Source organism: Amycolatopsis sp. NPDC004079, assembly GCF_040610415.1.
Classification (GTDB): Bacteria; Actinomycetota; Actinomycetes; order Mycobacteriales; family Pseudonocardiaceae; genus Amycolatopsis; species Amycolatopsis halotolerans.
Window position 1 is genome coordinate 25,113 of record NZ_JBEXMH010000017.1, and the last position, 19,686, is coordinate 44,798.

12 protein-coding genes are annotated in these 19,686 nt (G+C 70.2%); 4 read left to right on the forward strand and 8 right to left on the reverse strand.

Translation table 11 applies throughout. The features are described 5' to 3' along the window. Nucleotides 1–6: 6 nt before the first annotated feature. The 4 genes from ABZX37_RS19355 (at nucleotide 7) to ABZX37_RS19370 (ending at nucleotide 4,855) form a co-directional block, all read left to right on the forward strand. Nucleotides 7–1,377, forward strand: coding sequence for an ATP-grasp domain-containing protein (locus ABZX37_RS19355; protein ID WP_354741239.1), 1,371 nt, complete (start codon nucleotides 7–9; stop codon nucleotides 1,375–1,377). A gap of 39 nt (nucleotides 1,378–1,416) precedes the next feature. Then, nucleotides 1,417–2,454 (forward strand): 2,3-diaminopropionate biosynthesis protein SbnB, encoded by a 1,038-nt coding sequence (sbnB, locus tag ABZX37_RS19360; protein ID WP_354741241.1) that lies wholly within the window; start codon nucleotides 1,417–1,419, stop codon nucleotides 2,452–2,454. Nucleotides 2,455–2,458: 4 nt separating this feature from the next. After that, complete coding sequence (gene sbnA / locus ABZX37_RS19365; protein WP_354741243.1) at nucleotides 2,459–3,436, forward strand: 2,3-diaminopropionate biosynthesis protein SbnA; 978 nt, start codon at nucleotides 2,459–2,461, stop codon at nucleotides 3,434–3,436. Between the two features lie 120 nt (nucleotides 3,437–3,556). Then, nucleotides 3,557–4,855, forward strand: a complete 1,299-nt coding sequence (locus tag ABZX37_RS19370) for an MMPL family transporter (protein WP_354741244.1) — start codon at nucleotides 3,557–3,559, stop codon at nucleotides 4,853–4,855. A 146-nt stretch (nucleotides 4,856–5,001) separates the two neighbouring features. On the opposite strand, the gene ABZX37_RS19375 is transcribed toward ABZX37_RS19370, so the two are convergent. The 8 genes from ABZX37_RS19375 to ABZX37_RS19410 are packed head-to-tail and all read right to left on the reverse strand — an operon-like array spanning nucleotide 5,002 to nucleotide 19,683. Beyond that, nucleotides 5,002–5,955 (reverse strand): ATP-binding cassette domain-containing protein, encoded by a 954-nt coding sequence (locus ABZX37_RS19375; RefSeq protein ID WP_354741246.1) that lies wholly within the window; start codon nucleotides 5,953–5,955, stop codon nucleotides 5,002–5,004. A 1-nt stretch (nucleotide 5,956) separates the two neighbouring features. After that, nucleotides 5,957–6,160 carry an MbtH family protein gene (locus ABZX37_RS19380; RefSeq protein WP_354741248.1) on the reverse strand — a complete coding sequence of 68 codons (204 nt, stop codon included), beginning with the start codon at nucleotides 6,158–6,160 and terminating at the stop codon, nucleotides 5,957–5,959. A 17-nt stretch (nucleotides 6,161–6,177) separates the two neighbouring features. Next, nucleotides 6,178–6,981: an ABC transporter permease gene (locus ABZX37_RS19385; RefSeq protein WP_354741468.1), complete on the reverse strand. Its 804-nt coding sequence runs from the start codon at nucleotides 6,979–6,981 to the stop codon at nucleotides 6,178–6,180. 5 nt (nucleotides 6,982–6,986) lie between these two features. Beyond that, nucleotides 6,987–16,667: an amino acid adenylation domain-containing protein gene (locus ABZX37_RS19390; RefSeq protein WP_354741250.1), complete on the reverse strand. Its 9,681-nt coding sequence runs from the start codon at nucleotides 16,665–16,667 to the stop codon at nucleotides 6,987–6,989. Next, nucleotides 16,664–17,644 carry a 2,3-diaminopropionate biosynthesis protein SbnA gene (gene sbnA, locus ABZX37_RS19395; RefSeq protein WP_354741252.1) on the reverse strand — a complete coding sequence of 327 codons (981 nt, stop codon included), beginning with the start codon at nucleotides 17,642–17,644 and terminating at the stop codon, nucleotides 16,664–16,666. Before sbnA (ABZX37_RS19395) ends, ABZX37_RS19390 begins: the two co-directional genes overlap by 4 nt. Continuing rightward, nucleotides 17,635–18,855 (reverse strand): acyl-CoA dehydrogenase family protein, encoded by a 1,221-nt coding sequence (locus tag ABZX37_RS19400; protein ID WP_354741254.1) that lies wholly within the window; start codon nucleotides 18,853–18,855, stop codon nucleotides 17,635–17,637. Before ABZX37_RS19400 ends, sbnA (ABZX37_RS19395) begins: the two co-directional genes overlap by 10 nt. Next, on the reverse strand, nucleotides 18,852–19,412 hold the full coding sequence (locus ABZX37_RS19405) for a DUF2786 domain-containing protein (protein ID WP_354741256.1): 561 nt from the start codon (nucleotides 19,410–19,412) through the stop codon (nucleotides 18,852–18,854). Before ABZX37_RS19405 ends, ABZX37_RS19400 begins: the two co-directional genes overlap by 4 nt. Continuing rightward, nucleotides 19,405–19,683, reverse strand: coding sequence for a phosphopantetheine-binding protein (locus ABZX37_RS19410; RefSeq protein WP_354741258.1), 279 nt, complete (start codon nucleotides 19,681–19,683; stop codon nucleotides 19,405–19,407). The genes ABZX37_RS19405 and ABZX37_RS19410 overlap by 8 nt, the downstream gene beginning before the upstream one ends. Nucleotides 19,684–19,686 lie beyond the last annotated feature (3 nt).

Below are 19,686 nucleotides of genomic sequence, written 5' to 3' on the forward strand. Positions count from 1 at the left end.
GACGTCATGAGCGCCGACAACGGTTTCATCCCGCGGCTCAAGACCGCGGTTCTGGGCTCGGCCGAGCGCCCGCTGGTGTTCGTCGGCAACTTCGAGGTCGAGGAGCAGTGGGCGGTCGACGAGCAGGGGCTGCCCAGGGTGTCCGCCCCGGGCGGCATGGCGGTCGTGAACAGCATGGACGAGTTCGCATTGCTGCTGGGCGGAAAGCGGGACCACGTGGTGCTCAAGCACGCGCCCGATCCCGGCTACCGCGGCTATCTGGAAGGGCTCGGCCTCGACCTGCCGCAGATCCACGTCATCACGGACCCGGACCCGGCGCGCACGGTCAGCCAGGACGCCCTGCACGATCCGTGGCTGATCGCCGCGCTTTCCGCGCTGCGCACCGACGAAGCGCATCTGCTCGCGCACGGCGTCTCGGCGGTGGAGGAAGACCTGTCCACCGCGACCGGGTTGCCGCTGGCCGCGCCCGACGCGGCTCGGTGCAAGGCGGTGAACAGCAAGATCTACAGCCGGCGCATCGCGACGCAGCTCGGATTGCGGCAGCCGAATGGGTGGGCGTGCGACACGCTCGACCTGCTCGACGAGGCCGTCGCCGAGGCGGCCTCGGTGCTCGCCACCGGACGGCGGGTTGTCGTCAAGGAGGCGTTCGGGGTGTCCGGCAAGGGGATCTCGGTGGTCTCCGACGAACGCAGGCTCGACCGGTTGCGCCGGATGATCTCCGCGACCGCGCGGCGCAAGGGCCGGGACCGGATCGCGTTCGTCGTCGAGGAGTGGGTCGACAAGCGCGCCGACCTCAACTACCAGTTCACCGTGAGCCGCGACGGTTCGGTGCACTTCGACTTCGTCAAGGAGCTCATCACCGAGCACGGCGTCCACAAAGGACACCGGATCCCGCCTCGGCTGGACGAGAAGCAGATCGAGATCATCCAGTCTGCGGCTCAGGCGCTCGGCGGGCAGCTCGCCGCCGACGGCTACTACGGCGTCGTGGGGGTGGACGCGATCGTCGAACCGGACGGCGGCGTCTTCCCGGTGCTGGAAATCAACGCCCGCAACAACATGTCCACCTATCAGGTGCCGATCCAGGAACGCTTCGTCACCGCGGGCGAGACCGCGATGGCCCGGCACTACTCGCTGCGGCTCGGCGCCAGCGTCGGCTTCGACCGGGTCCGCGACGTGCTCGGCGACCTGCTGTTCGACGGCGCGGGCAGCGGCCTGCTGGTGAACAACTTCGCCACCGTCAACGCCGGTGCGCAGACCGCGGACGGAGCCCCGTTCGCCGGCCGCCTCTACGGCGTGCTCATCGGGGATTCGGTCGCCGAGGTCGACCGGATCGACGCGCGGGTCGAACGCGCGCTGGCCGTCCTGCAGCAGGACTGAGCACCCGTTTTCCGCCCAGCCGAAGACTAAGGAAGTTCTGTGACCGAAACCGCTAGCGTTCCGGAGTTCGCCGTCGTGTCCGGAGCCCAGGTGCACCAGGTGCTCGACGGCGCCGAGAAACAACTCGTCGAACTGATCGAAGCGACCTACCGGCTGCACGGGCAGCAGGCGACCGTGAACCCGCCCTCCTACTTCCTCCGGTTCCCGGACCGGCCGTCCGCGCGCATCATCGCGCTGCCCGCCTCGGTCGGCGGGGAGGTCGCGGTGGACGGCGTCAAGTGGATCTCCAGCTTCCCGGAGAACGTCCGCACCGGGCTGCCGCGCGCGTCGGCCGTGCTGATCCTCAACGACCAGGCGACCGGCTACCCGCTGGCCTGCATGGAAAGCTCGATCATCAGCGCCAGCCGCACCGCGGCGTCGGCGGCGCTGGCGGCCGGCTGGCTCAGCCGGCGCGGCGAACGACCGCGGCGGCTCGGGTTCGTCGGCACCGGGCTCATCGCGCGGTACGTGCACCGGTTCCTGATCGGCACCGGCTGGGACTTCGACGAGACCGCGGTCTTCGACCTCTCCGCCGAACACGCCGCCGGGTTCCAGGGCTACCTGGAGAGCACCGGCGCGAGCGGGATCGCGGTGCGCGGGAGCGCGGAGGAACTGATCCGCGGCAGCGACCTGATCGTGTTCGCCACCGTCGCCGGTGAACCGCACGTGCACGATCCGGCCTGGTTCGGCCACAACCCGCTGGTGCTGAACGTTTCCCTGCGCGACCTGTCCACCGAGGTGATCCTCGCGTCGGCCAACGTGGTCGACGACGTCGAGCATTGCCTGAAGGCCAACACCTCGGTGCACCTGGCCGAACAGGCCACCGGCGGGCGCGACTTCCTCGACGGCACCCTCTTCGACGTGATGTCCGGGGCACTCGCCCTGGACGCCGGCCGGCCGCTGGTGTTCTCGCCGTTCGGCCTCGGCGTGCTCGACCTCGCGGTCGGCAAGCACGTCCTGGACGAACTGCGCCGCCGCGGCGAACTGCACGAGGTCGGCGACTTCTTCTTCGAACTCGACCGCTACGGCAAGCGCTGAGCCGATGCCGATCATCACCAGCCCGCACGAGTTCAACGTCGCCGACCTGTTCGTCGACCTGTTCGGGTGTACAGGGCGATCGCTCTACCTCAAATGCGAGGGCTTCAACTTCGCCGGTTCGATCAAGATCAAGGCCGCGACCGAGATGATCGACGCCGCCGAACTGGACGGCACATTGCGGCCCGGCGCGACCCTCGTGGAGAGCTCGTCGGGCAACCTCGGGGTGGCGCTCAGCCTGGTCGCCACCAGCCGCGGTTACCGGTTCATCTGCGTCACCGACTCACGCTGCACCCTCGGCGCCCGGCAGCTGATGCAGACGCTCGGCGCCGAGGTGCACGTGATCACCGAGCCGCATCCGAAAGACGGGCTGCTCGGCGCACGGATCGCGCACGTGCGGCGGCTGTGCGCCGAGGGCGACGACCGGGTGTGGCTCAACCAGTACGCGAACGCGGGCAACTGGCAGGCGCACTACCGCACCACCGGCCCGCAGATCGCGAACTCGTTCCCCGATGCCGACGTCGCGTTCATCGGGGCGGGCACGACCGGCACGCTGATGGGATGCGCGCGCTACCTGCGCGAACACTGTCCAGGCATGCGCGTGGTGGCCATCGACACCGTCGGTTCGGTGACCTTCGGGACCCCGGCCGCCCCGCGGATGATCCCCGGTCTCGGCACCGGGGTCCGGCCCGCACTGCTCGACGAGTCCTATGTGGACGATGTGGTGCACGTGCCGGAGCTCGCCACCGTGCGCATGTGCCGCCGTCTCGTCCGGGCGGGTTTCCTGTTCGGCGGCTCGACCGGCACTGTCGTCGCCGGGGCGTTGAACTGGCTCGACCGGCACGCGCACGGCGAGAACTTCACCGCGGTGGCGGTCTCCCCCGATCTCGGCGACCGCTACCTCGACACGGTCTACCACGACCAGTGGGTGGCCGACCTCTACGGAGACGCGGCGCTCGCCCCGCCCGCCGCGCTCGGGAGCTAGTACCACTCGAAATCGAGGTGCCACGCCCAGTGTGCGCACGATCACGAGGAGCCATCCTTAGACCGTCCGGCTTGCCGCCTGCGCGGCGGGAGGCCTGAAGCGGCCCAAGGAGTGCGGCAATTGCGAACGCTACCTCTGCTCCGTCTCGCGCGCTGGTGTGCCGGACACCCCGGCCCGGTCCTGTGCGCGTGGCTGCTGTTCCTGGTCGCGGCGGCGAGCGAGGGTTTCGCCGCCGCGACCGGCGGCTCCGCCCAGCCCGGATTCCCGCCCGCCGGCTCCGTCCTCGCCGTCGGCGCCCCGCTCACCGCGTTGCTGCTGGTACTGGTGCTGGGATCGCTGCGGCTGGCCGCGATCGCGTTCGGCTATCTCGCGACGGTCGGCGTCAGCGCGCTCGGGGTGCTGCTGACGGCGGCCGAAGGAACGGGCTCGTTCGGCAGCTGGAACCTCGTTCTCCTGCCGGGCATCACGAGCGCGGCCAACCACCTGCTGTTCGCGGTCCGCAGGCAGCAGGAGATGCCGCCGGGCAAGCACAACGTCTCAGACACCGCACAGATCGTCGCCTCAACGGCCGGACGGACCGCGCTCGTCACCGGGCTCGCGATGCTGACCGCGATGACCGGCCTGTATCTCACCGGCGAGCCGCAGGTCATGCGACTGGCGGCGGCCGTGGTCCTGGTGATCCTCGTGGAAGCCGCCGCCGCGCTGACGCTGCTCCCCGTGTTGCTGACCCGGACCACGCTTCCCGTGCGGCGGTCCTTCCAGTGGCACTGGCTGCCGCGGTTCGTCGCCCGGCTGCCCGCGACCTGGCGTTACCGCAGCGCAGCAGGGCTCATCGGCGCGCTGGTGTGCACCGCCGCGGCACTCGGCTACGTCGTCTACCGCTACCTCGAATCGCCGACGCTGCCGCCGCTGCCGTTGGCGCTGCTGATCGGATTGACTTCGCTGGCGGTGATCACGGCCTTCCGACCGGTGGTGATCACGCTGACGACCGCGGTGCTTTCGGTGCTGTCCGCGCTTTTCGCGCTGACCATGCTCACCTGCATGGACCCACCGACCCCGACGTGGCTGCCCGTGGCGCTGGTGGCCGTGCTCGCCGCGCCCACGACTGACATGCACGTGTGCCTGCTGCACCACTTCCGCGTCGAAGCGCTGACTGGGATGTCGCCACAGCATGTGCTCGCTGAAGGACTGCGTCGCGGCACCGTGGCGATCTCCAGTGCGAGCGTGGTGTCGATCGGGATCTTCAGCGCTCTCGGGATCGCTGGCACCGGCGCGCTGAGCGAGTTCGGCTGGGCGGCCGCCGCGGCGCTGGCGATGGACGTGCTGGTGATCCGGTTGGTGCTGCTGCCCTTGCTGCTCTCGCTAGCCGGCCCGGTCCGCTGGTGGCGGCGGACCGGGCCGGGGGCTGCGCGAAGATGAGGCGGCTGCGTGCGCTGTCCGTGAGGGGAACCCTGAGGGAATCAGAGTCCCTCAGGGTTCCCCTCACGGACGCGAGCAAGCGGTGATGGGTCCGACAGCAGCCGCCTCGCCCCGGGCGGCACCGCCTTAAGACCCGAGCGTCGGGATCACCCGGTGGTCGGGTGCCCGGTGAGGTCGAGGAAGGCTTCGTCGAGGGTCGGCCGGCGCAGCGCGAAATCCGCCAGCGCGACGCCGCGTTCGTGCAACGCGTTCGCCGCCGCCGCGATCCCGCCGCTCTCGTCGAGCAGTTCGAGGGAGATGCTGCACCGGCGTTCGTCGACGACCGGGACGCCCACCGCGACCGGCGTCAGGGCCGCCACTGCGTCCGCGAGGCCTTCGGGGTGCGCGACGGCGACTTCCAGCCGTTCCCGGCCGACCTTGCGCTTGAGCTCGTCCGCGGTTCCTTCCGCGACGCTCCGGCCCTTGTCGATGACCACGATCCGGTCGGCGAGGTAGTCGGCTTCCTCGAGGTACTGCGTGGTGAGCAGGACCGTGACGCCTTCGCTGACCAGCTCGCGGACCATCGTCCACAAGCCCATTCGGCTCGCCGGGTCGAGCCCCGTAGTCGGTTCGTCGAGGAACAGCACCGAGGGCCGCGCCACGAGGCAGGTCGCGAGGTCCAGGCGGCGACGCATCCCGCCGGAGTAGGTGCCGACCGCGCGGTCCGCCGCCTCGACCAGGTTGAACCGCTCCAGCAGTTCTCCCGCGCGGGCGCGGGCGCCTCGACGACCGAGGTGCAGAAGACGGCCGAGCAGCACGAGGTTTTGCCTGCCGGTCAGCAGTTCGTCGACGGCCGCGTACTGCCCCGCGAGCGCGATGTGCCGCTGGACTTGCTTGCGTTCCGCCACGATGTCGTGCCCGGCGACCAGCGCGCGGCCGCCGTCCGGCGGAAGCAGGGTCGCGAGCATCCGGACGGTCGTGGTTTTGCCCGCGCCGTTGGGGCCGAGCAAGCCCAGGACCGTGCCGGGCGGGACGGCGAGGTCGACGCCGGCGAGCGCTTCGTGGTCGCCGTAGCGCTTGCGGAGCCCTTCGGCTTCGATCGCGAGTTCTCCGTGTGCCATGTCAGCCTGCTTCCCGGATGTTCTCGGGCGACAGATCGGTCCAGCGGCCCGAAATGTGCGCGAGGGCTTCTTCGCGGCTGCTCTCGCCGAGCGAGACCCGCCAGCCTCGCGGGACTTCCGCGAACGAAGGCCAGAGGCTGTACTGCTGTGCGTCGTTGACCAGGACCAGGAAAGCGCCGTTCTGGTCGTCAAACGGGTTTGTCATCGCGTACTCCGGATCGGTTAGGCGAGGCGGTAACGGCGGAAGCTCAGCCGGGTCGCCGCGGCGAACAGCACGACCAGCGTCACCGCGACGACGATGCCGGGATGCTGGGCGGGGAACGAATCGTCCGCGGGCACCGGCACGCCCCACAGCTGGCGGCACAGCGTGGTGACGGAGCTGACCGGGTTCCATTCGGCGATCGGCCGGACCCACGACGGGAGCTGGCTGACCGCCATGAAAGCGTTGGACAGGAAGGAAAGCCCGAGCGTCAGCACCGCGCCGACGCCGTCGATCGATTCGGGATTGCCCATCGTGAGCCCGAGCAGCACGCCGACCCAGATCATCACGTAGAGGAAGAGCGCGAGCACGGCCAACCCGGCGAGCAGCGCGGGGAACCCGGCGTGCACGCGGCCGCCGACCGCCAGCCCGATCCCGGCGACGATCGCCAGCGCGATGAAGCCGACCAGCGCGTCGCCGATGGTGTGGCCGAACAGCACGGCGGGACGGGAGATCGGCAGGGAGCGGAATCGGTCGGTCAGGCCGCCTTTGAGGTCCATCGCCACCGCGATCGCGGTCGGCGCGACCCCGGCGAGGCCGACCTGCATGAGTGCGGCCGGGAAGAGGAACTCCGGGTAGCTGCCGCCGCCTTCGACGCTCACCGCGCCCTTGAAGACGTACCCGATGGCCAGCATGGTGATCAGGGAGTTCAGGGTGATCGCGAGCAGTCGGCCGGGCACTTGGCGCAGGTGGATCAGCCGCCGGCCGGCCAGGGCGAACGTTTCGACGAACGCCGCTGCCCGCGGCGGATTCGCCGGGGTAGTCATCGTGGTCACTGCGACTCCTCGCTTCCGGTGCTCAGCGTTTCCGCCACCGCGGCTCCGACCTCCGCCTGCGGTCGCGGGTCCATCAGGTATTCGTGGCCGCAGTCGATCCGGTGCGGCCGCACCGGTCCTGCCACGTGCGGCACCCAGCGGCCCGCTCGTTCGGCCACCTCGGCGTCGGTCAATCCCTCAGCGGCGACGAACAACTCGACCGCGCCGGTGAACCTCGTCGGGCGGTACTGGTGGGCCAAGGCAGCGTTGTTGTCCATCACGGCCAGGACGCGGGTCATGCGTTCCTCGCCGATGTCGGCCAGTCTGCTGTCTCCGTTTCGCAGCACGGCGATGACGTCGGCCGGGGTCAGCTCGGTACCGGCGTCGGTGTCGTGGAAGCCCACGTGCTCCAGGAAATCGACGAGCAGCTCGTGCCGGGTCGGTGCGGTTTCGGAGCCGTCCTGCGGGTAGCTGTCCAAGATGGACAGTGAGCCGACCGTTTCGCCTTCGGACTCAAGGCGTACGGCCAGTTCGAAGGCCAGCAGACCGCCGTAAGACCAGCCGAGCAGGTGGTACGGGCCGTGGGGCTGGATGCGGCGGAGGTGTTTCAGATAGTCCTCGGCGACCTGTTCGACGGACTCCGGGAACTGTTCTGTGCCACTGATTCCGGGTGATTGGAGGCCGTAGATCGGACGGTCCGGCAGGTGGGCCGCCAAGCCGAGGTACGGCAGGCTCAGGCCGAGTCCGGCGTGCAAGCAGAACAGCGGCGGTTTCGACCCGGTCGGACGGATCGGCAGGAGCGGCGCGAACGGGTCCGGCAGGTCCGCGAGGTCGGGTTCGGCTCGTTCGGCTAGTGCGGCCAGGCGTTCGACGCTGCCGTGGGTCAGAACGTCGGCCACCGTCAGTCGGAGTCCGGCTCGTCGGGCCAGCGCGACCAGGCGGACGGACTGCAGGCTGTTGCCGCCCTGTTCGAAGAACCCGGCCTGGACGTCAACGTCGGCGAGGCCGAGGGTTTCAGCGAAAGCTGCGCGCAGCAGTTCGACGGTTTCCCCTGTGTCCTGGCCGGTCTGCGCCGTAGGAGCGGGCAACGCGGCGCGGTCCAGGGATCCGTCCGGGGCGACGGGGATGGTGTCGAGTTCGGCGAACGCGGTCGGGATCAGGTAATCGGGGAGTTCGGCGGCGAGCGCCTCCCGCAGGGCGAGCGGGTCGACACCGCGTTCCCATTGCGGGACAACGTAGGCGATCAAGTCGTCCTCGGCGACGACGGCGGCCGCGGCGACCGAGGGCTGGCGGTGCAGGGCCGCTTCGATCTGCCCGAGCGGGATCGCGAAGCCGCGTACCTGGGCCTCGCGAATCACTTCCACAGTTCCGTCCAGGCGGACGCGGGCGGGGACGCCGGTGGGTGCGCCAGCCAAGTACAGCTCTCCTCGGCCACCGCGAGGCACTGATTGCCGACTCACGTCGAGGACGTCGGCCCGGCTGTGCGCGAACGAGCGTCCGTTGACCAGCGAGAGCCAGCCAGACGCCGCGGTGCCCTCGCAGTTGAGTGCGCCGTCGAGAAATGCTTCGCCGAAGTTCAGCACCCGGGTGCCCGGTCGCAGCGCCAGCATTTTCGCGATGCTCGGAGTCAGGACCACGACGCTCGGGTCCACCGACGACGCGAGTTCCGCGATCTCGGCGGCGGGAGCGACAGTCACCACCGCGCCGACGTGCAATGCGGCCAGCACGACCGGCAGCGCGAACTCGGTGTCCGGTGCCAGGACGCGGTCGCTGGCCGTGAGCGGCAATTCGGCCAGCAGGGCGGCGATTGTCGCGGCCAGGGCGTCTCGACTGAACACCGCTTCTCCGCGATAGGCCAGCTCCGCCCCGGCCAGCGGCACCTCGAGGTCGGTGTCGGCGAATCCGGACACATCCGCCGGGACTGTATAGCGAGACAACCCGCTCGGCGTCCAGGCCGCGCCAATGGCGAGAACGGCGAAGATCGCTGCCCAGCGGTCGCGGCCCGGCGGCAGGTCGACGGTCACCGTCTCCCCCGGACCCGCGCCCTGCGCCTGCAAAGCCCGGGCCAGTCGGTTGGCTTGCTCGCGCAGGCCGATGTCCCCCGGCACCAGCAAGCCATCGGGAACCTCGGGAGCCGACCCGGCTGAGGTGGCCCGCTCGGCGACCGTGCGCAGGTCGATCCGGCTCAACGGCTGGCCGGGATCTTCGGCGGCGGCCGTCAGCAGGAGCGTCAGCCGGTCGACGAGCCGTTGCGCGGTGTCCGCGGTGAACGCGTCGGCGTTGTACTCGAGCGTGCCTTCCAGACCGCGTTCTCCCTTGTGCTGGCCCAGCTGGAAGGTCAGGTCGAACTTGAACTTCTTGTGCGTCGGGGCGAGCAGTTCGGGCCGCGCGGTAAGGCTGCCGAGACTGACTTCGGACGGCGGCACGTCGTAGAAGGACAGCAGCACCCCGAACAACGGCTGTCGCGACATCGAACGGGCCGGTTGCGTCGCCTCCAGCAGTCGTTCGAAGGGCAGGTCCTGGTGGGCGTAGGCGGCGAGGTCGGCATCGCGGACCCGCGCGACCAGGTCGGCGAAGTGCGGGTCGCCGCTGGTGTCGGTGCGCAGGACGAGCGTGTTGACGAAGAACCCGACGAGGTCGTGCACGGCTTCGTCCGGACGTCCGGCGACCAGGCTCCCGAGCGGGATGTCGGTTCCCGCGCCGAGCCGGGTGAGCAGCGTCGCCAGCGCGGCCTGGACGACCATGAACAGGCTCGCCCCTTGCTCGTGCGCGAGCCGCGCGAGGCCCCGGTGCACGGTGGACGGCACCTCGAATTCGATGGTTCCGCCGTGGTAGCCCGCTGAGGCGCGACGCGGCAGGTCGACCGGCAGCGCCAGTTCGCCCGGCATCCCGGCGAGCGCTTCCCGCCAGTGCTTCAGCAGGCGGGCGGATTCGCCGTCCTTGGTGTCGTCCAGGAGGGAGTGTTGCCAGACCGAGTAGTCCGCGTACTGGGCGGGCAGCTCTGTCCACTCCGGACTCTTTCCGGACCGCCGCGCCTCGTAGGCGGCAGCGAGGTCGCGGGCGAGCACATCGACGGACCAGGCGTCTCCGGCGATGTGGTGGAGCACCAGCAGGAGGACGTGGTCGCCGTTCTCGGATGGGCCGAAGAGCTTGCTGCGCAACGGAAGATCGGTCGCCAGATCGAATCCGCGGGCGACTTCCTCTTCCAGGGTCGCGGTGAGGTCCGCGGGCATCGGCGCGGTGCGCAGGGACTCCCCTGCGTCGAGAACGCGCTGGTACGGCACGCCGTCGGTGTCGGGGAAGACAGTGCGCAGGATTTCGTGGCGTGCGGTCAGATCGTCGACGGCCGCGGCGAGTGCCGAGCGGTCCAGCTCTCCGGACAGCCGCACGGCGAGCGGGATGGTGTAGCCGCCGTGTTCGCCTTCGAGCCGGTTGAGGAACCACATCCGCTGCTGGGCGTACGACAGCGGCAGCGGATCGGGACGGTCCAGTTTCCGGAACGCCGCGCGAGCCTGTCCCGCGGACGCGAGCCGCCCGGCCAGCGCGGCGACGGTGCGGGCCTCGAACAGGTCCCGCAGCGGCAGTTCGACGTCCAGTTCCGACCGGATCCGGCTGACCAGCGCGGTGGCCAGGAGGGAATGGCCGCCGAGTTCGAAGAAGTCGTCGTCGATTCCGGCCTCGGGCAGGCCCAGCACCTCCGCGTAGAGCCGGGTCAGTTGTTCCTCGACCGGGGTGCGGGGGCCGCGTTTCTCCTGTCCGGTCAGGTTTTCCGGCGCGGGCAGGGCTTTGCGGTCGACCTTGCCGTGTGCGGTCAGCGGGAGCCGGTCGAGTACGACGATCGCGCTGGGCACCATGTACGCGGGCAGCAGCTCGGCCAGCTGAGCCTGCAGATCCTCTGGGCGGGCGGTTCCCGCGACGTAGCCGACCAGGTGCCGGTTGGCCGCGTCGGAGCCTTGCACGACGACGACCGCGTCGGTGACGGAGTCCTGCGCGAGGAGACCGGCTTCGATTTCGCCGAGTTCGATGCGGTGGCCGCGGATCTTGACCTGGAAGTCGCGGCGTTCCACGAACTCCAGCGCGCCATCGGCCCGGCACACCACGCGGTCGCCCGTCCGGTACATGCGAGTGCCCGGCTCGCCGAACGGGTCGGCCACGAACACGGAGCCCGTCTTGACCGGGTCACCGACATAGCCGCGGCCGACGACCAAGCCGCCGACGTACAGTTCGCCGGCCGCGCCTGACGGAACCGGCCGCAGTTCGTCGCCGAGCACGTACAGCCGGGTGTTCCGCACCGGGAGGCCAATCGGCACCCGCAGGCCCTGTACATCGTCCACACTGGACAGAACTGCGTGCGTCACGTCGTCGGAACACTCGGTCGGACCGTAGGCGTTCACCATCGGGATGTTCGGGAAGTACTCGAACCACCGCACGCACAGGTCCGGCGGCAAGGCCTCGCCGGTGACCACCAGCCAGCGCAACCCGTCCAGCTCAGGCGGGCTGCCCGCGTCCCAGAAGTCCAATGCCGCGCGCAGCAACGAGGGCACGACTTCCAGCACGGACATGCCCAAGCCGAAGAGCGCGTCTGGATCGGCCGCCGTCTCCCGGCTCACTGCGCGGACTTGAGCGCCGACCATCAGCGGGGCCAGCATCTGCCACACCGACACGTCGAAGGTCAGCGGGGCGTTCTGCACCAGCACATCCGACGGTCTCAACGACAGGTCCTCCACCTTGGCGAGCAGGTGGTTGACCATCCCGAGGCGAGTCACCATCGCGCCCTTGGGACGGCCGGTGGAGCCGGAAGTGAAGATCAGGTACGCGACATCGTCGTCAGCACCGACCACCGGAGCCAGCTCGGTGTCGACGACGCCGTCCAGTTCGATGACGTCCACCGGCAGGCTGGCCGCGAGCTCCCGGAATTCCGGAGCCACGATCACGCACGCCGCGCCGCTGTCCTCGACCAAGCCTTGCAGCCGAGCGAGCGGCACCGTCGGATCCAACGGCACATAGGCACCGCCTGCGCCCAGGACACCGAGAACCGCTGAAATAAAGCCAATACCGGGACCGGCGAGCACACCCGCCACGCGCCCCGGCGGCAACCGCCGAGACAGCGCCGACGCCAACCCCACCAGTTCCGCATAACTCACGGCACCGGAGTCATCGACCACCGCCAGAGCGTCCGCGGCCTGTGCACGCACCCGCTCGACGACGCCCGTGCCGACCGGTCCGGGCGCGCCCAGCAGGAAAGTCTCCGAGGGTTCGGCCACCACGTCGATCCGGCCGAGCAGGCGGTCCGGGTCGCCGAGCACCGTGTCGAGCAGCGCCTGGAACTGCTGCGCCAGTCCGCGGACACGGTCGTCGCCGAATGCCTCGCGGAGGTAGTCGAAGCGGAAGACGAGGGAGCCGCGCGGTTCCACGACGAGGCTGAGCGGGTAGTGCCGCGAATCGAGCGTCACCGCGTCGACCACCCGGACGTCTTCGCCGAGTTTCACCAGCGGGCCGCCGTCGCCGGCGGGGACGTTCTCGAACACCACCGCGGTGTCGAAGAGTTCTCCGCTGTCCGGGATGGCTCCGCTCAGCTGGGCCTGTCCGATGTGCTGGTAGGACACCATTGAGGCTTGCTGATGCCCCAGTTCGGCGAGCAGTTCGCGGACCGGGCGAGCCGGGTCCAGGCGAGCCCGCACCGGGACGGTGTTCACGAACATGCCGACCATCGTTTCGACGCCGGGCAGTTCCGCGGGACGTCCGGAGGCCACTGCGCCGAAGACCACGTCCTGCTGTCCGGCCAGCCTGCCGACCAGAATCGCCCAGCACGCTTGCACAATCGTGCTGACCGTCAGCTCGTGTTCCCGCGCCCACGCATAGAGATTCGCAGTGTCGCTTTCGGACAGTACTAACTCGACAGTCGCGGGCAGATTCGCGGCGGCGGGCAGGTCCGGCGCCACGCGGGTCGGTCCGGGCAGGCCGTCGAGCAGGTCCTGCCAGGCTTTCCGTCCGGCTTCCTGATCTTGGCGGGACAGCCAGGCGAGGTAGTCGCGCATCTGCGGCACCGCGGGCAGTTGGGCCTTCGCGCCGCGCGCGTAGAGCTGCGCCAGCTCGTCGATGAGGATGGGCACCGACCAGCCGTCCGTGGCGATGTGGTGCGCGCTCCACAGGAACCGGTAGCGCTCAGCGGCGATCCGGATCAGGGTGAAGCGGACCAGCGGCGGGCGGGCGAGGTCGAAACGGCGCAACCGGTCCTCCTCGACCAGTCGCTGCAGCTCCGCCACGCGACGGTCCTCCGGCAGCACGGTCAGGTCGATCTCGGTCCACGGCAGCTCGACCGATTCGGCGACCAGCTGCACCGGCTCCCCGTTGCGGCGTCGCCGGAAGTATCCGCGCAGGGCGGTGTGCCGGGTCAGCAGCGTGGCGCAGGCGTCCCGGACCGCGGCGGTGTCGAGCGGTCCTTCGAGGTCCGCGATTGCTTGCACGGCATAGAAATCCACGCCTTCGGCGTCCAGTTCGGCGTGGAAGAGCATGCCCTGTTGCAACGGGGCGAGCGGAAGCACTTCCTCGACCGGACCGACCCGCAGCTCGTCCAGTTCTCCCGGCTCGAGTTCGACCAAGACGACGGATTCAAGCGCAACCTCGTCCCCCGCCGGGACCGCGTTCTCCGCGATCGCCGCCGGAGTGCGGGCTTCCAGCAGGTCGCGCGGGGTGATGATCAGCCCGGCCTTGCGCGCGCGGCTGACCACCTGGATCGAGCTGACGCTGTCGCCGCCGAGAGCGAAGAAGTTGTCGTCGATGTAGACCTTCGGCACGGTCAGCACTTCGGCCAGGACGTCGCACAGGATGGCCTCGACGGCATTGCGCGGAGCCCGGCCGACCGCCTCGGCGGCGAAATCGGGCTCTGGCAACGCGTCCCGGTCGACCTTGCCGTGCACGGTCAACGGCATCGCGTCGAGCACGACCATCGCGGGCGGCACCAGGTAGTCCGGCAGCCGCTGCTGCAGTTCGCTTCGCACCGAAGGGATGTCAACCGGCTCGGTCCCGACCAGGTACGCGGCCAGCCGTTTGGTCCCGGCGTCGTCGGTGCGCACCACCACGACCGCGTCCGCGATCTCGGGCAGTTCGCGCAGGGTGGCTTCGATCTCGCCGAGTTCGATGCGGTGGCCGCGGATCTTGACCTGGAAGTCGCGGCGCTCGATGAACTCCAGCGCACCGTCGTCCCGGCGCACTACGCGATCGCCAGTCCGGTACATCCGGGTGCCCGGCTCGCCGAACGGATCCGCGACGAACACCGAACCTGTCTTGGCCGGATCGCCCACGTAACCGCGTCCGACCACCAGACCGCCGATGTACAGTTCGCCAGCCGCACCCGCCGGGACCGGCCGCAGCTCGTCGCTCAGCACGTACAGCCGGGTGTTCCGCACGGGGAGACCGATCGGCGTCCGCACCCCGCGCACATCGTCCACACTGGACAGAACCGCGTGCGTCACGTCGTCCGAGCACTCGGTCGGCCCGTAGGCGTTCACGAGCGGGATCTCCGGGAAGTACCCGAACCACCGCACGCACAGGTCCGGCGGCAACGCCTCGCCGGTCACCACCAGCCAGCGCAGTCCGGCCAGCTCCGGCGGGCCACCGGCGTCCCAGAAGTCCAGCGCGGCCCGCAGCAACGACGGCACCACTTCCAGCACCGACATCCCCAAGCCGAACAGCGTCTCCGGGTCCGCCGCGATCCGTCGGTCCACCACGCGGACCTGACCGCCGACCACCAGCGGCGCGAGCATCTGCCACACCGACACGTCGAACGTCAGCGGCGCGTTCTGCACCACCACGTCGGACGCGCCCAGCCCGAGGTCCGCCACCTTCGCCAGCAGGTGGTTCACCATCCCGAGCCGCGACACCATCGCGCCCTTCGGACGCCCGGTCGACCCCGACGTGAAGATCACGTACGCCACGTCATCGTCCGCACCCACCACCGGTGCCAGCTCGGCATCAACTGTGCCATCCAGCTCCACGACGTCCACCGGCAGCTCCGCGGCGACGTCCCGAAACTCCGGTGCGGCGACCACGCAAGCCGCACCGCTGTCCGCCACCAAGTCGCGCAACCGCGCCAACGGCAGCGTCGGATCCAGCGGCACGTAGGCACCGCCCGCGCCCAACACACCGAGAACCGCTGAGATGAAGCCGCTCCCCGGGCCAGCGAGCACGCCAACCACGCGCCCCACCGGCAACCGCCGCGACAACGCCGAGGCCCTCCCGACCAGGTCCGCATAGCTCACCGACCCGGCCGCGTCGACCACCGCGACCGCATCCGGAGCCTGCGCGCGCACTCGCTCCATCACGCCCGCGCCGACCGGGCCACTAGCGCCCAGCCCGGCGGCGAGCAGTTCCTCGCGCTCCTGCGCATCGGCGACGTCGATGTGCGCGAGCGGCGCGTCCGGATCGGCGCGCGCGAAGCGGTCCAGGAACCCGGCGAACCGGTGCAGGTGAGTGTCCACTCCGGACTCGTCGTAGAGGTCGGGATTCCCGTTGAGGTGCAGTTCGATCCCGCCGCCGGGCTCGTCGAGGACCGTGATGGACAGGTCGTTCGTGATCCCGGTGGACAGGTTCCGCACCCGGGTCACGCAGTCGCCGAGCCGCAGCCCGGGATCCGCGGGCAGCACGTTGACGAACGGACCGCCGAACGGCCGCCGTTCGTCGCTTCGCACGCCGATGTCGCGCCGGATCTGGTTGACGTGGTACCGCTGGTGCTTGAGCGTGCGAGCGAGTTCCCGCGAGGCCTGCTTCAGCAGCAGCTGCGGGGTCATCGCGGGCCTGACCTGCATTTTCAACGGCAGGTAGTTCGCCATCATCCCCGGAATCGTCCGCGTCCGGACACCGGCGCGGGCGGCCACCGGGACGGTCAGCATCAGGTCTTGGATGCCGGAAAGGCGTTCGGTGTAGGCGGCCATCGCGGCGAGCAGGAAGGTCGGCAGGGTCACCCCGGCCTGCGCCACTGCCTTCCGCGCGGCTGCGGCGGCATCGGCGGGCAGGGCGAGCGTGCGGCGAAGGAAGCCTCGAGCGGGTGCGGGTTCCTTGCCGGACAAGCTGATCAAGTCCGGGACTGTGCGGAAGTGGCTGCTCCAGAACTCGCGGTCCCGCCCGAGATGCGTCGAGGTCTGGTACGCGAGTTCGGATTCCAGCAGGTCCCGGAACGGCGGCAGCGGACGGCCCTCGGGCTCCGCGCCGGTCAGCACCGCCGTGTACAGCTCGCCCATCCGCCGGTGGCAGATCGCGGCGCTGAACCCGTCGCCGACCAGGTGGTGGGTGGTGAGATACCAGAATCGCCGACGCGGGCCGAGCGTGAGCAGCGCGGCGCGGAACAGCGGGAAATCAGTGACGGAGAACGGCCGCGCCAAGTCCTCGTGCATCCACGCGAGCGCGGCCGCCTCGGGGTCCGCTTCGCCGGACAGGTCCAGGAAGCGCACCGGCAATTCGGTCAACGGCTCGACGATCTGGCGCGGCTCGCCGTCGACCTCGAAGAAGCGCGCGCGGAAGCATTCGGCCTCGTCGGTGAGCAGGCGGAACGCTTCGACGAACGCCGTCACGTCGAGGTCGCCGGAGATGTCCAGGTAGTCGGCCATCGCGTAGGCAAGGCCGCCTCCGGACAGCTGCTCGTCGAACCAGACGTCGGTCTGGGCCGTGGAGAGGGGCAGGCTGGTCTCGACAGCAGTCATCGCGGCACCTCGGAAAGTCGGTCGGTGGTCTGCTCGGGCACCCGGCCGAGCGCGTCGGCGGCCCAGTGGTCCCGGTAGACCGTGTCCAGGTAGTGGTCGCCCAGATCCGGGGAGATGGCCACGGCGGTCAGGTCGCGGTCCTCGCGGGCGAGCCAGGACAGCGCGCCGGCGACGACGGTGCCGGTCGAGCCGCCGAACAGGAAGCCGTGCCGCACCAGCGTCCGGCACATCTCGACGGTTTCGGTCTCCTCGACGTGCACCACGTCGTCCACTAAGGACTCGTCGAGCAGCGCCGGGCGGATCGCGGAGCCCAGCCCGGGGATCTGCCGCGGCCCGGGTGGGCCGCCGAAGCTCACCGAGCCGACGCTGTCCACCGCGACCACGCGGATCGACCGGCGCGCCTCGCGCAGGTAGCGGGCGCAGCCCATCAGCGTCCCGGCCGTGCCGGTGCCGACGAACAGCACGTCGAGGCCGGGGAACATGCGCAGGATCTCCGGGCCGGTGGTCCGGTAGTGCGCGGTCCAGTTGCCCGGGTTGGTGTGCTGGTCGAGCCAGACGTAGTCCTCGTGCTCCGTGCAGAGGCTCTCCACCATTCGCTGCCGCGCGCCGACCAGGCCTTCCACCGGATGCGGCTCGGTGAGGACGTGAACCTCGGCGCCGTAGTTCTGCATCAGCTGCCGCGCGGACAGCGTGCAGTGGTCGTCGGTGACGCAGATGAACCGGTATCCCCGGCTGGCGGCGACCATCGCGAGCGCGACGCCGATGTTCCCGGACGAGCTTTCGACGATCGTGGCGCCGGGGCGCAGCTGGCCGTCCCGCTCGGCGCGTTCGACGATCTCGAGCGCCGCCTTGAGCTTGATCGACCCGGCGAAGTTGAAGCCCTCGCATTTGACGAACAGGTCGCGGCCGACGAACCGGCGCAGGTCGACATAGAGATCCGGGACGGTGAACTCCTGAGGGGCGGATATCACCCGCACGGCAAACCTCCGGTGCCCAAGGGGCGGTTCAGCGCCGGGAACGACTCGCCGCGGCCGACTTTGCCGGCGAGCAGCCCGGTGAAGACGATGAGTTTCTGGATGTTCGCGGCGCCTTCCATGAACTCGACGCCGCGCGCGTCGCGAATCAGCTTGTCCAGCACGGGATGCGTCCAGCGCGCGCTCGGCCCGAAGAACCGGCAGGCGGCTCTGGTCGCGTCCTCGGCGAGCCGGCTCGCCTCGGCCTTCGCGGACGAGGCGAGGTGCCCGCCGCGGCTGCCCCCGGCGTCGACCTCCATCGCCGCGAGGTGCACCAGGTTCCGGACGCTCTCGATCCGGTAGCCCAGCTGGTCCCATTCGGCCGCCGCGCCGCCGGTGAGCAGGCCGCCCTCGGCGCGGACGTACTCGTGCGCGGCCCGCGCGATGCCGACCGCGATGGCGGCGACGCCGGGGCGGAGCCGGTTGAACGTCAGCGTGGCGGCCCACATCCCGCGCCGGGTCGGGGAAAGGTGCTGGCCCAGCACCCGGTTCGCGGGGACGTGTACTCCGTCGAACTCCAGGGCGCAGAACCGGGCACCGCGCAAGCCGAGCATGCCCAGCGGTTCGGCGTGGAAGCCGGGGGAAGCGGTGTCCAGGAGGACCGCGCGCACGCCGAGCGGGCCGGGCGCGGTGCGGGCGAAGACCACGCCCATGCCTGCGCGGGAAGCGTTGCCGACGTAGCGTTTCCGGCCGTTGAGGACGAAGCCGCCGTCCGGGCCGGGCGTCAGGCTGGTGGTCAGCGCGTTCGCGTCGGAGCCCACGTCCGGTTCGGTGAGCGCGAAGAAGGTCCACGTTGGACGGTCGACGAGCCTGCCGTAGAACCAGGCTTTCTGTTCGGCGTCCCCGAGTACGTCGATCAGGACTCCGGACATCGACGCGCCTGGCGCGGCGAGCGTCGCGCCCGCGTCGCCCCGGGCGAACTCCTCCAGCAGCACCGTCCGTTCCAGCGCGGTCATCCCGTTGAACCGGTGCCCGGCGACTCTGATGCCTTCCGCGCCGTACTCCGCCGGGACCAGCAGTTGCGCCATACAGCGCGCCGCGGGCAGATCAGCGAGCTCGGCAGTGGCCTCGGGATCGCGGTCGAGCACAGCTCCGGCGGCGCGGAGATCGGTCGCCCATTCCGCGGCGAGATCCCGTAGCGCCAGCAAGGGTTCGGTCAGTACCGTGCCCGTCACGTCGTCCCCATTTCGTGCAAGCTCGCGAGCAGCTCCGAGACGTCGGCGACCTCGCCCGGTCCGCCAGCCAGGAATCCCTTCGCTCCCAGCAGGCCGAGCAGCTTCCTGTCCACATCGGACAGACACTGATGCAGATACCGCACTCGCGCGGGAGCCGCGCTCCCGTCCGCCAGCAGATCCGCTTCTACCGCCAGCTGCCCGTTGAGCGCGGTCGCGAGGCAGTCCTGGATCATCTGCTTGCGCAGCAACGACTCCTCACCGGAACGCCGCTCGCCCAGGTACTGAAGGCACTCGTCGAGCAGCCACTGCGAAAGCCCCAGCCGCACCCACAACAGCTCCGGCCCCGCGGGCGCGTCCGGCAGGCCCCGGGCGAACGCGACAGCGCCGCCGGGAAGGTCGGCTTGCCGCAAGATCTCCGTCCCGGCGGGCAGTTCTCCCGCCGGGGCGGCCGCGATCGCGCCGGTCCGCCGCGTCGTCCGCAGCAGTTTGAGTGCGGGCGCGACGCCCTGTTCCCGGGCGACGCGCCGGTACTCCTGCCACGGCACCGGGTCAGGCACGGATTTCCGCGATGACGAACGCGGCGAGCGAACGCACCGATTCGAAGTGCTGCATCTCCAGGTTCTCGGTGTCGAACTCGATGCCGAACGTGTCCTCGAGCTGCATCAGCAGTTCCAGCACGCCGGTCGAGTCGAGGCCGGCGTCGGACAGCCGGGTGTCCGCGGACAGGTCGGCGACGTCCCGTTCGAGCACCGCGCCCAGCGCGCCGGTGATGCCCTCGACGATCCGGTCCTCGGTCAGGGTCTGCGCGATCTGCGTGGTCTCAGTCATGGC